This window comes from Xanthomonas hydrangeae (genome assembly GCF_032697525.1).
GTDB lineage: Bacteria > Pseudomonadota > Gammaproteobacteria > Xanthomonadales > Xanthomonadaceae > Xanthomonas > Xanthomonas hydrangeae.
In genome coordinates, this window is record NZ_CP103836.1 from 1,456,269 (window position 1) to 1,468,872 (window position 12,604).

Genomic DNA, 12,604 nt, shown 5'->3' on the forward strand with positions numbered 1-12,604 from the left:
ACGGCGTGGCTACGGGGCCCATCCCCGCACACTACGTGCACTCGCAGGCTCAGTCTTCCGATGCAGGCGTGCCATCGCCTGCATCGCGCGCCACCGCAGCACCGGCTCGACTAAAGCGAATTTCCTGCGGCGATTGCAGCGCAATGCCCACGGTTTCCATCCGCTGCAGCAGCGCAAAGAACAACTCGCTGCGCACGCCATATGCATCGCGCGGGCTGCGGACATAGGCGAACGAATTGAAGTTGACGTGGCCGCCGGCCAGCGAATCGATGAACACCGCCGGCGCCGGCTCGGCCAGCACCTTGGTGTGCTCGGCGAACAGTTCCAGCAACATGTCGCGCACCTTGCCCACCTCGGCTTCCAGCGGCACCGAGAACTGCAGCTGCACCCGCCCCATCGGGTTGGACAGCGTCATGTTGCGCACGCTTTTGGTGATCAATTCCGAATTGGGCACGATCAGGGTGGAGCGGTCGCCGACCTGGATTTCGGTGGCGCGCACGCTGATCTTGCGCACATCGCCCTCCTGGTCACCAATGCGCACCCAATCGCCGATTTTCACAGGCCGCTCGGCCAGCAGAATCAGGCCGGACACGAAGTTCTGCGTGATCGCCTGTAAGCCGAAACCGATACCCACCGACAATGCGCTCAACACCAGCGCGAGCCGCTTCAAATCCAGGCCCAGTGCGGTCAGGCCCCAGATCGCCACGATCAACCAGCCCAGATAGCGCGCCACCGTGCTGATCGAATTGCGCGCACCGGCATCCAGTTCGGTCTTGGGCAGATAGGTATTGAGCAGCCACTGCTGTACCACGTGCACCAACCCCATGCCGAGCAGGAACACGCACAGCGCCCTGAACACATCGCTGGGGGTGATCACCAGTTCCTTGCCAATGGGGATGCCGTGGGTAATGTTCTCCGCCCAGCCGGTCACCACATTGATATTGGCTCCGTAAGGCGTCAGTAGCACTGCGATGCCCAACAGCACCAGCAGCACCCGCGTCGCTGCGGACATCAGCAGCCCCAGCTGGACCAGGCGTCCGCTCCCGATGCTCAGCGCATGCGACAGCGCGCGGCTGAAACGGCCGTCGGGATTGAACATCCAGCTCATCAGATCGTCGGCAAACACCACCAGCAAACCGAGCAGGCTGCAGATCAGGGTGATCCAGATGATCTGCCGCTCCACGAACAGCGCCAGATTGAGGTAGCCGAACAAGGCCGATATCAGGGCGAAGATCACCGCCAGATGGCCCAGCAGCCGAATCAGCACGATGAAGCCACCGCCCCGCGACACCACCGGCGTTGGTGCATCGCTGTCGGGATCGACTGCGCCCGCAGTCGCCGCCTGCGCCCGCAACGACAGGCTCAGGCCGGCCAGCGCCGACAGGATCAACCCCGCATACAACAACGCGGCGACCGCATCGGTGGCGGTCGTCAGCGCAGGGCTGCTGCCTGCGGCTTCACTGATCTTTGCGGCCATGCCGCTGAGCCAGATGACCGCAGCGGTAGCCAGGCAATGCACGCGCAGGCGATCGACAGTGGCATCGTCCAGCGGAAACAAGCGCCAGCTGGGTTGGTGCTTCATCAACAGGCTTGCACTGAGCGAACCGACGAAGGCGGCCACCAGACTGACGGCGACAAACCCGGTCAGCAGTTGATCCAGATCGTCCGGCAGCTCGCCGAGCGCGCGGATGCCTTCAACCAGCACGAACGCCGCAATCCCAAGGCTGAGCGTACCGACCAGCAAGAACCACAGTGCCAGCCCGGAGCGTCGCAGGCGTCCGCCGGGCGCACGCGAGGCTGCGTAACGGCGCCCCAGGTGGCGCAGGAAGATCCGCAGCGGGAGTGCCAGCAGCAACGCGATCACGGCGGCGGTGATCAGCCCGCCCACGCCGTTGGCTGCAGTTCCCGCCTGCACCATCTGCACCGTCTTGGCGGAAAGCGCCTGCAGACGGGCACGATCGTCAGGCCATTGCTGTGCGATCTGGTTCCACAATGTCGGCGACAGCGGTGAGGCGACACGCGTGGAGAGCTGCACGCTGAAGCGTTGCACCCGTTCGCGTTCGAGCCGATCGGCCAGGTCCTTGGCATTGGAGACCAGCAGCGTGGCGCGCTTGAACTCGGCATCCAGCCGATCGCGCTGCTTGGTCAGCGACTGGCGCTGCTCGCGCAAGTCGGTCGGTTCGTTCTTTTGAGCGACGCCAAGCCCCTCCAGCCGCACGTTGAGTTCCTTCAGCGGCGGCTCCAGCGTGCGCACCAGATCCTGCGCCTGCCGCTGCGCGCCGGTGACGTCGTCGGTCAGCTTGCCGAGCTGGTCCTTATCGGCCTTGTCCATGCCGGTGTCGGCCTGGCTCAGCACCTTCTGCATGCTGTCCAGCTGGGTCTGCACGTTCTCCAGCAGCGTGTCGTCGTCCTGCGCCACTGCGGCGCCCACGCACACCATCCATAACGCAGCCAGCAACAGCACACGCCGCAACACGCCGCGATGGGCACCCAGAACAAATCGGAATTCAGACACAGGCAGGCATTGGACAAGCGCGGACTACCGCAGTGACGGCATCTTAATCCACTGCTTCGGGTACAGCAGATCGCTGCTGCCGTGAGGATTCAGTCTGGCAGAGCTCGCCAGTGTCGGCTGGCAATCCGCGATTGGCGGTTCGTGCGCGACAGCCGCGACACAGCTGGCAGCCGCAGGAGATGGACGTCCCACCCACCCCGACCTGCGCATGAACGCGGTGCAGCTTGTCACCTCGCGGCAACGGTGCGCTGTCGCAGAATCGAGTCACCGCTACGGCAGACGCAGCGGATGACCGCGAAGGAGACACTCTATGCAGATTCAGATCCAGACCGACAAGCACGTGCCGCATGACCCCTCTGTCGTGCAGCATGTCGAGAAGACCTGCTCCGCCCAGCTGGCGCATTTCTCCAACGACATCACCCGCGTCGAAGTGCATTTGCGCGATGAGAACGGTCAACGCGGCGGCGCGGCGGATCGCACCTGCAGCATCGAGGCGCATGTCGCCGGCCTGCCGCCGATCGCGGCCACCAATAGCGCCGAAACCACCGCGTCCGCCGTCACCGGCGCCGCACGCAAGCTGCGCACCGCCATCGAACATGCGCGCGGCAAGCAGCACGCCAAGGCGACCGCACCGCCGCCGGACATGCTCTGACTCTGAGCATCTGAGCTACGGCAGGGCCGCATTACGCCCTGCCGTGCCAAACCGAAAAAGACATCGGCCCGCTGCGGTGACACTGCAGCGGGCCGCTTTGCTAAAGCGAGGTGGAGGCACCAGCCACTGCAGCGAGCTGGCGCTTGGACGCCGTCGTTTGCGGCACTACTTGCCGCAACCATGCGTGATGGCCTGCGCTTGCGCAACAACGCGGAATCACCGTTTTGCCGGCTGCCATCCGGCTTCCAAGGCTTCTCTGGAACTGCAGAACATCCGCTCGCCGCGGGCGGTCGCAATGGAGGTGCGTTCGTAGTCGCGCTGACCGGGCATGTGGAAAATCTTTTTCCCCTTGCCAGAGATATTCCCTTTGATCTTGCAACCCGCGATGACAACAGTCGATGCGTGGGATGACGCCTTCACCGATGACGCGCGTTTGGCGCGCCGGAAGTCCGATGGCATCTGAAAGGATCCGCTCCAGATGTTGCGCTTCTGCTGCTGGGCAATGCGTTCGTCTGCGACGAAGGAGGTGGCGTATTGGCGATACGCCACTGCCCAACCCGAGCGGACCATCCAGCCGTTGAGGGACTGTCCCTGGACGAAGCACTCCGCAACAACCCTTCCATAGCGATCCATGTCATGCGGTTCACAACGCACGGTTTTGTCCAGCAGATGGCTGTCCAGCGCTGCGGCTGAGCGTCGGCCACAAGGCCAGGCGCGCCCGTCCTTGGCTGTGCACTGCTGTGCGCTTTCCGGAGCATCGATGCCCCAAAGACGGATGCGCTTTTGAGCGACGGTGATGGTGTCTCCGTCGGTCACCGTCGCGCGGCCGCTGAGCTCTTGTGCGAAAACGGATGAAGCAATAAACGCGAGCGAAAAAAACAGCGAACATCTGAACAACATCAACAGCAACTTCCTTCAAAAAATCGGCAACGCGCGGTCCTTTCTGCTCGCCTTGTTGGCAACGTGTCAGCCGGTTGGCTGTGTCAGGTCGGCTCCGTCGGCCTGATCGCTGGGCAAGCAATAGATGCGTGCCAAAACGGCCCGGCACTGTAGCGGGAAGCGGCTGCGAAAGGGAGGGCGACCCCATCCCCTTGCCGCCAGGCTGACGTTCTTCCGGCCGCCGATGATCAGATGGTCAAGCGCTCCGATGTCGAGCAGGTCCGGTGATTGCTGCAGGCGCTCAATGAGCTTGCGGTCGGCTACGGGTTGAGCGAGCGGACAACAACCAGCCGGCCGCCGGCGCTGTCTGGCGGGGGTGAGGCCGGCGCACCTGCGAAGGTGGATCCGCATACTCGTCCCTGTCCTGGGGCTAGCGCCCTCATCCATGCCCCCAATCACGACGGATTCGAGTGAATCGAGGTGGACACACAAGGACCCACAGGCAACAAAAAACCCCTGATTTTTCAGGGGTTTTGGACTTTCTTGGATGTCCCCGGAGGGTTCATCTGGTGCGCCCGGAGGGATTCGAACCCCCGACCAATGGCTTCGGAAGCCACTACTCTATCCGGCTGAGCTACGAGCGCCTGGCCGCGCATTATGCCAGAACAGCCGCCGCCCGCGGGAAACCCCGCCGCGCAGGCTGCCGAGCGACTGGAGCATCCCGGTGTTGCCCCAACCTCGGCGTTGCCCGATTTGGGCGGTCCTTGAGGTCTGCCGCCTGCTGTGGTCACGGCTGCCCCATGAGCAACTGCCTCTACGGCACGCGCTGACAACGAGGTCACTGCAGCAAGCATCGGCTCGCATAGCGCGACCACCAACCGGCGCATGACCGCATCCAAGCCGCGCTGCTACCCTTTGCGACATGAGCAAGCATGGTTTCGAACACGTGCCCGTGGCACCCGGGCTAACCTGGACGCAGCGGTTGGGGCAGTACTGGCAGTTGATCCGCGGCGATCGCCCGATCGGCAGCCTGTTATTGCTGTGGCCCACGTGGTGGGCATTGTGGCTGGCCGCCGACGGCATGCCGCCGCTGTGGACGTTGTGCGTGTTCACCGCCGGGGTCTGGCTGACCCGCTCGGCCGGTTGCGTGATCAACGACTACGCCGACCGCTGGTTGGACCCGCACGTGGAGCGCACCAAATCGCGTCCGTTGGCCACCGGTGCGGTGTCCGGGCGCGAGGCGCTGTGGGTCTTCGTGGTGCTGATGCTGGTGGCGTTCGCGCTGGTGCTCACGCTCAACTGGCTGACCGTGGCATTGAGCGTGCCGGGTGTCTTCCTGGCCGCCAGCTACCCCTATCTCAAACGCCATACCCATCTGCCCCAGGTCTATCTGGGCATGGCCTTCGGCTGGGGCATCCCGATGGCCTTCGCGGCGGTGCAGGGCAGCGTGCCGCTGCTGGCCTGGCTGCTGTACGCAGCCAATATCCTGTGGGCCACCGCCTACGACACCTGGTACGCCATGGTCGACCGCGAGGACGACATCCGCATGGGCAGCAAGTCCACCGCGATCCTGTTCGGCAAGTTCGATCTGGTTGCACAAGGCGTGCTGTATGCATTGATGTTCGTAGCCCTGGTACTGGTGGGCCTGCGTGCCGGTCTCACCATCGCCTACTGGGCCGGGCTGGGCATCGCCGCGCTGCTGGTGGCCTACGAATTCCGCATCGCCCGCCATCGCGAACGCGGCCCCTGCTTCCGCGCCTTCCTGCACAACAACTGGGTCGGCCTGGCGATCTTCGTCGGCATCGCCGCGGCGCTGGCGTTGCGCTGACGGGCAGGTGCGGCAATCGCGCCGCGAGTTAAGCCCGGGACGAGAAGGTACTGTTTGCGCGCCTTGAAGCGCCCGCGAAACGCGGGCTGGGGCGCGGAGCGGGGTTTGGGGTACGGCATGGTTCCACTTGTCAGGTGCCGGCTTCGGTGGGATGCGACAGCGCGACCGGGAATTGGCTACTCGGCTCGGTCAGACATCCTGTCTGACTCGCCGCCGCGACACATCCCTGTGCCGCTCTCCGCCAATACCCGGTCACGCCGTCGCTTCGGCACGTCATTTTCATGACTTAGGTGGGCTCGCGACTTGATGACCAGTCGCATCAAACAGTGCTGGCGAAGCCACACGGTGCAGGCTACAACGCGCAAGCCACCAAGCCTCACGGCACACGCGCACATACCCACGCATCCACCCGTTGCACGCCTGCGCGGCGCAACGCCTGCGCTGCCGCGTGCAGCGTGGCACCGGTGGTCATCACGTCGTCCACCAACGCCACATGCGCTGGCAACACGCCGCGCGCCACGAACGCATCGCGCACATTGCGTTGGCGTTCGTCCGCATCCAGCTCCGATTGCGGTGCGGTCGCCCGCACGCGGCGCAATAACGGCAGGCAGGGCAACCGCAGCGCGCGGCCAATCGGTTTGGCCAGCTCCAGGGCCTGGTCGTAGCCGCGCTGGCGCAAGCGCTGCCGATGCAGGCTCACCGGCACCAGCGCCTGTGGGCGCGGCAGGCCTGCACAGCGCTTGGCCATCAACTCGCTGAGCAGGCGACCGGCGGCCAGATCCTGATGAAACTTGAAGCGCCGCAGCAAGCCATCCACCGGCCAGCGATAGGTGAAGCACGCATGCACGCGCTGCAGCGGTGGCGGATGCTGCAGGCATTGCCCGCACAGCAGCGCGCTATCGGAGGCGTACAACGGTGTCGCGCAGCACAGGCAGGCGTGGCCGTGATCGGGCAACGCGGCGCGGCACGACGGGCACAGATCGCAATCGGCGCGGCCGGCTTCCGCGCAGACCAGACACAGGCTCGGCAGCAGCAACCGCAACACCCGGCGCGGCCACCTGTAAACCGAACGCACCTCATCGAAGTTGACAGCCTCTTGCATGCTCACCAGACTGCCTGGCTTCCAAGCCGCTGACTGTCAGGAAACCCCGATGTCTGTTGTCGTACGCCATGACTGGGATCGCAACGAGCTGCAAGCGCTGTTCGATCTGCCGTTTCCGGAGCTGCTGCACCGCGCCGCCGGCGTGCATCGCGCCCATTTCGATCCGGCGGAAGTGCAGGTCTCCACGCTGTTGTCGGTCAAGACCGGCGGCTGCCCGGAAGACTGCGCGTACTGCCCGCAGGCGCAGCGCTACGACACCGGCGTGACCGCGCAGAAGCTGATGGAGACCGAAGAGGTCGTCGCCAAGGCGCGCCAGGCCAAGGCCGCCGGCGCCTCGCGCTTCTGCATGGGCGCGGCCTGGCGTTCGCCCAAGGAGCGCGACATCCCCAAGGTCGCGGCGATGATCCGCGAGGTCAAGGCGATGGGCCTGGAAACCTGCGCCACGCTCGGCATGCTCGACGCCGGCCAGGCGCGCGCGCTCAAGGAGGCCGGGCTGGACTACTACAACCACAATCTGGACACCGCGCCGGATTACTACGATTCCATCATCCACACCCGCCAATACCAGGACCGCCTGAACACCCTGGAGCACGTGCGCGATGTGGGCCTGAAGACCTGCTGCGGCGGCATCGTGGGCATGGGCGAAACCCGCGAGCACCGCGTCGGCCTGCTGCTGGCGCTGGCCACGCTGCCGTCGCATCCGGATTCGGTACCGATCAACCAGCTGGTGCAGGTCGCCGGCACGCCGCTGCATGGTACCCAGCAACTGGACCCGTTCGAGTTCGTGCGCATGATCGCGGTCGCCCGCATCGCCATGCCCAAGTCGATGGTGCGCCTGTCTGCAGGCCGCGAAGCGATGAGCGACGAACTGCAGGCGCTGTGTTTCCTGGCCGGTGCCAATTCGATCTTCTACGGCGAAAAACTGCTGACCACCGGCAACCCGGACACCGAACGCGACCAGGCCCTGTTCCAGCGTCTGGGCCTGCGCCCGATGCAGATCACCGTCGACGCCGCCGACCACGACCACCCCGGCACCGTGCATGCGGACATCACCCGCAGCACCGCCTGCGAGCACGCTGCGTAACCGCGAATCCAGCGCCCGGCACCGGCCGTCGGTGCCGGCTGGGCGGGCTGCGCCGGGCACGCTACGCTAGCGGCCCTTCCCGCCGTTGAACGCCCCCATGGCTCGCCCCGATCTGCACGAACGGATTTCGTCGCTGCGCACCTTGCGTGTGGCCCAGGAACGGGTGCGGGTACGGCGGCTGGTGGGCCGGCGCGATGGCGTGCGGCTGGAAATCGATGGCCGCTGGCTGACCGGCTTCTGCTCCAACGATTATCTGGGCCTGTCGCAGCAGTTCGAAGTGGTCGCCGCGCTGCAGGACGCCGCCGCGCGCGATGGTGCCGGCGCCACCGCCTCGCATCTGATCTGCGGCCACCACACGGCGCACGAAACGCTCGAACGCGAGATCGCCGACTGGCTCGGCTATCCCTCGGCGCTGTTGTTCGGCAGCGGCTTCATCGCCAATCTGGCGGTACAGCAGGCCTTGCTCAGCGAAGAAGACGATGTCTGCGTGCAGGACCGGCTCAATCACGCCAGCCTGCTCGATGCCACCCGCCTGGCCGGCTGCCGGCTGCGGCGGTATCCGCATCTGGATGTGGAAGGTGCAATGCGTCAGCTCAAGGGCGCACCCGAGGGCGCGGCGATGCTGGCCAGCGATGGCGTCTTCAGCATGGATGGCGACGTTGCGCCGCTGCGTGCATTGAGTCTGGTCGCGCGCATGCAGGAAGCGCTGTTCTACGTCGACGATGCGCATGGCGTGGGCGTGCTCGGCCCGCAAGGGCGCGGTTGCGTTGCCGATGCGGGGCTCGGCATGGCCGAAGTGCCGCTGCAATTGGTGACCCTGGGCAAGGCGCTCGGTGGCTATGGCGCGGTCGTCGTTGGCGACGAAGCGCTGGTGCGCCATCTGGCCGAAACCGCGCGCCCTTACATCTACACCACCGCATTGCCGCCGGCACAGGTCGCCGCGACCCTGGCGGCCGTGCGCCTGGCGCGGCGCGACGATTGGCGGCGTGCGCGGCTGACCGAATTGATCAGCAGTTTTCGCGATGGCGCGCGCCGGTATGGCTTCGAACTGGTGGCTTCCGATACGCCGATCCAGCCCTTGCTGTGCGGCGAAGAATCCACGGTGATGGCGATGTCCGCTGCGCTGGAACAGGCCGGCTTTCTGATCGGCGCGATCCGCCCGCCCACCGTGCCCGAAGGCAAGGCGCGCTTGCGCATCACCTTGTCTGCATTGCACACGCCGCAGCAGGTGCAGGCGTTGATCGAGGCCCTGGTACAGGCGCGCGATGTGGTGAGCCGGCAACCGCTGCGCGCCTCCGCCTGAGGGCGGCGATCGAAACGACTGCGCAACCGCCGGGCAGCGCAGCCGGTACGCGGGGTGACATGGACCACCCGGCCACTGCAGTGCCGAACGCGCAGTCCACGCCCAGCTGACACTTGCTGGATCAGTGGCGCTGGCGCGGTCATGGTCATGCGAGCACGCAACGGAACTGGCTCGAATTCAGGGGCAACGCGCCACGCGCAAGCGCCACGCACCGACTCAAGACTCACCGTCCCTTCCGCGCGGATCTGTGCACGCCGATCGGCGACAATGCGCGCATGCATATCGAAGTCATCGGCCACGGGCCTGCGCTGGTTCTTCTGCACGGCTGGGCGCTACACGGCGGCGTGTTTGCACCGCTGGTGGAGCGGCTGGCGCCGCACCATCAACTGCATCTGGTGGATCTGCCCGGGCACGGTTTCAGCCGCGACGACAGCACGCCGCTGGCGCTGCCGTACGTGGTCGCCGCGATCGCTGCGGCCACACCGCCGGCAGTGTGGATCGGCTGGTCGTTGGGCGGTTTGTTCGCACTGCATGCCGCCGCCACCCAACCGCAGGTACGCGGGCTGGCGATGATCGCTGCCACGCCGCGGTTCGTGCGTGGCAACGATTGGCCGGAGGCGGTCGAACGCGAGGTGTTCGTGCAATTCGGCCAGGACTTGTCGCGCGATTATCGCGGCACCCTGGAGCGCTTTCTGGCGCTGGACACGCTGGGCTCGGCGCATGCCCGCGCCGAGCTGCGCAGCCTGCGCGAGACGCTGGTTGCGCGCGGCGAACCGGCCGCCGACGCCTTGCAACAAGGCCTGAGCCTGCTGGAACGCACCGACCTGCGCCGCGCGCTGCCGCACTTGGCCCGCCCCAGCCTGTGGATTGCCGGCCAACGCGATCGCCTGGTTCCGGCAGCCGGCATGCACGCAGCCGCGGCGCTGGCCCCGCACGCGCAAGCACTCACCATCGCCGGCGGCGGACACGCGCCATTTCTCGGCCACGCCGATCAGGTCGCCGAGGCGCTGCAACGCTTCGTTGCGTCCGTACCGTGAGCGGATCGCCGATCATGCCAACTCACTGATCGAGGAGCAGCGCATGGACTTGGGAATCGCCGGACGCTGGGCGTTGGTATGCGCCGCCAGCAAAGGCTTGGGGCTGGGCTGCGCACGCGCGCTCGCCAGCGAAGGCGTCAACGTGGTGATCGTCGCGCGCGGCCGCGATGCATTGGAGCGGTCCGCCCATGCGCTGCGCGCGCTGCCGGGTGCCGGCGAGGTGCGCAGCGTGGTGGCCGATATCGCCACCCAGCAAGGACGCACCGATGCGCTTGCCGCCTGCCCGCAGGTCGACATCCTGATCAACAACGCCGGCGGCCCGCCGCCCGGCGATTTCCGGCAGTGGGAACGCGACGATTGGTTGCGCGCACTGGATGCCAACATGCTGGCGCCGATCGAACTGATCCGCGCCAGCCTCGATGCGATGCGCGCGCGGCGCTTCGGCCGCATCGTCAACATCACCTCCAGCGCGGTGAAGGCGCCGATCGACATCCTCGGCCTGTCCAACGGCGCGCGCGCAGGCCTGACCGGCTTCGTCGCCGGGCTGGCGCGCAGCACGGTCGCCGACAACGTCACCATCAACAATCTGCTGCCCGGCCAGTTCGCCACCGACCGGCTTCGCGGCAACTTCGCCGCGATCGCGCAACAGCAAGGCGGCACCGCCGAGGACGTCGCCGAACGCAAGCGTGCGGGCATTCCGGCCGGGCGCTTCGGCGAGCCGGACGAATTCGGCGCTGCCTGCGCATTCCTGTGCAGCGCACAGGCCGGCTACATCACCGGGCAGAACCTGCTGATCGACGGCGGCAGCTATCCCGGCACGTTCTAGCCAAATCGCATCGCCTCAGGCGAGCTGTGACACATCGCATGGCGGCTTGCATACCCCACACCCTGCAGCGCATCTTCGGTCCACGTCGCGCGAACGCAGCAAACGGCAGGCGGGCACGGATCAAATGCGCACAGCGGCGGGCGTGCAGCGAGATACCGATTCCGTGCGTCAAGGCACCGCGCCTTGCAATCAACGCGGCGATCTCTACCGCTGTCTGATGTCTGCTTGGCAACACACAGTGCACATCGCTCGAGCCTCCAGCCCCGGCCAATGCCGTATGACCACCTGCGCAGCGCCCAGCCCGAATGCCTTCTCGCACAACACATCGATTCCCTCCGCCGCGCGCAGCGGCGACAATAGCGACGCAATGAACAGTACTTTCGACCCCCGCCACGTCCGGCGCGCCTTTGCGCGTGCCGCCAGCAGCTATGCCGCCGCCGCCGCGCTGCAGCGCGAAGCGGAAACGCGCCTGCTCGAATCGCTCGACTACTTTGACGACCAGCTGCCCAAGGTGGTGCTGGATGTCGGCGCCGGCCCCGGCCATGCCAGCGGCGCGATCAAGAAACGCTGGCCCAAGGCGCAGGTGATCGCCCTCGATCAGGCCATGCCGATGCTGCGCCAGGCGCGCAAGGCCGCCGGCTGGTGGAAACCGTTCGCACAGGTCTGCGCCGATGCGCGCGCCTTGCCTGTGGCCGACGGCAGCGTGGATGTGATCTTCAGCAATCTGTGCCTGCAATGGGTGGAAGACCTGCCGGCGGTGTTCGCCGGCTTCCGCCGCGCGCTGCGACCGGGCGGGCTGTTGCTGTGCTCCACCTTCGGCCCGGAGACGCTGATCGAACTGCGCGAAGCCTTCGCCCAGGCCGACCCGGCCCCGCACGTCAGCCGGTTTCCGCCGATCGCGCAGTTCGGCGATGCCCTGCTGATGTCCGGCTTCCGCGACCCGGTGCTGGACCGCGACCTGTTTACGCTGACCTACACCGACCTGCCCGCCTTGATGCGCGAACTGCGGGCGATGGGCGCCACCAACGCGCTCAGCGATCGCCGCGCCACCCTGACCGGACGCGGTCGCTTCGCCGCCGCCAGCGCCGCGTACGAGCCGTTACGGCGGCCCGACGGCACCTTGCCCAGTTCCTGGGAAGTGATCTACGCGCACGCCTGGGCGCCGGCACCGGGCGCGCCCATTCGCGAACAAGGGCACGACATCGCCAGGGTACCGTTGGCCTCGATCCCGATCCGCCGCCGCATCGACTGAGCGGCGGTACAGATCGCTGGCCGCAATGCACCTGCTGCCGGTGAGACACACAATCTTGGGCCGATGCCAATGCCGACCTGTCAGGCTCGGCGGCGACACCCGGTAGAATTCAGTCGTTAACGGCCG

Annotated in this window: 11 protein-coding genes and 1 tRNA gene; 7 read left to right on the forward strand and 5 right to left on the reverse strand. The window is 66.4% G+C overall.

What is annotated here, in order from left to right; all coding sequences use genetic code 11:
* Positions 1-49: 49 nt before the first annotated feature.
* On the reverse strand, positions 50-2,473 hold the full coding sequence (locus tag NYR97_RS05865; protein WP_316698055.1) for a DUF3772 domain-containing protein: 2,424 nt from the start codon (positions 2,471-2,473) through the stop codon (positions 50-52).
* Positions 2,474-2,825: 352 nt separating this feature from the next.
* Between NYR97_RS05865 and NYR97_RS05870 the strand changes: the two genes are divergently transcribed.
* Positions 2,826-3,167, forward strand: a complete 342-nt coding sequence (locus NYR97_RS05870; RefSeq protein WP_316697064.1) for an HPF/RaiA family ribosome-associated protein — start codon at positions 2,826-2,828, stop codon at positions 3,165-3,167.
* A gap of 216 nt (positions 3,168-3,383) precedes the next feature.
* Here NYR97_RS05870 and NYR97_RS05875 read toward each other — a convergent pair whose 3' ends face one another.
* The 3 genes from NYR97_RS05875 to NYR97_RS05885 form a co-directional block, all read right to left on the reverse strand.
* Entirely contained in the window at positions 3,384-4,067 is a 684-nt protein-coding gene (locus NYR97_RS05875) for a thermonuclease family protein (RefSeq protein ID WP_316698057.1), read from the reverse strand.
* Positions 4,068-4,133: 66 nt separating this feature from the next.
* Positions 4,134-4,493, reverse strand: coding sequence for a JAB domain-containing protein (locus NYR97_RS05880; RefSeq protein ID WP_425613040.1), 360 nt, complete (start codon positions 4,491-4,493; stop codon positions 4,134-4,136).
* Positions 4,494-4,613: 120 nt separating this feature from the next.
* Positions 4,614-4,690, reverse strand: a tRNA-Arg gene (locus NYR97_RS05885).
* Between the two features lie 278 nt (positions 4,691-4,968).
* On the opposite strand from NYR97_RS05885, the gene ubiA reads away from it, so the two are divergent.
* Entirely contained in the window at positions 4,969-5,874 is a 906-nt protein-coding gene (gene ubiA, locus NYR97_RS05890) for a 4-hydroxybenzoate octaprenyltransferase (protein WP_316697065.1), read from the forward strand.
* 376 nt (positions 5,875-6,250) lie between these two features.
* On the opposite strand, the gene NYR97_RS05895 is transcribed toward ubiA, so the two are convergent.
* Positions 6,251-6,976: a ComF family protein gene (locus NYR97_RS05895; RefSeq protein ID WP_316697066.1), complete on the reverse strand. Its 726-nt coding sequence runs from the start codon at positions 6,974-6,976 to the stop codon at positions 6,251-6,253.
* Between the two features lie 49 nt (positions 6,977-7,025).
* Here NYR97_RS05895 and bioB point away from each other — a divergent pair, with 49 nt between their 5' ends.
* The 5 genes from bioB (at position 7,026) to bioC (ending at position 12,478) form a co-directional block, all read left to right on the forward strand.
* Positions 7,026-8,060 (forward strand): biotin synthase BioB, encoded by a 1,035-nt coding sequence (gene bioB / locus NYR97_RS05900; protein ID WP_316697067.1) that lies wholly within the window; start codon positions 7,026-7,028, stop codon positions 8,058-8,060.
* Positions 8,061-8,157: 97 nt separating this feature from the next.
* Positions 8,158-9,363 (forward strand): 8-amino-7-oxononanoate synthase, encoded by a 1,206-nt coding sequence (bioF, locus tag NYR97_RS05905; RefSeq protein ID WP_316697068.1) that lies wholly within the window; start codon positions 8,158-8,160, stop codon positions 9,361-9,363.
* A gap of 275 nt (positions 9,364-9,638) precedes the next feature.
* Entirely contained in the window at positions 9,639-10,400 is a 762-nt protein-coding gene (gene bioH / locus NYR97_RS05910; protein ID WP_210763445.1) for a pimeloyl-ACP methyl ester esterase BioH, read from the forward strand.
* Positions 10,401-10,443: 43 nt separating this feature from the next.
* Complete coding sequence (locus tag NYR97_RS05915) at positions 10,444-11,226, forward strand: SDR family oxidoreductase (RefSeq protein ID WP_316697069.1); 783 nt, start codon at positions 10,444-10,446, stop codon at positions 11,224-11,226.
* Between the two features lie 367 nt (positions 11,227-11,593).
* A complete protein-coding gene (gene bioC / locus NYR97_RS05920) occupies positions 11,594-12,478 on the forward strand; it encodes a malonyl-ACP O-methyltransferase BioC (protein WP_316697070.1) in 885 nt (294 codons plus the stop codon).
* The last annotated feature ends 126 nt before the right edge of the window (positions 12,479-12,604 follow it).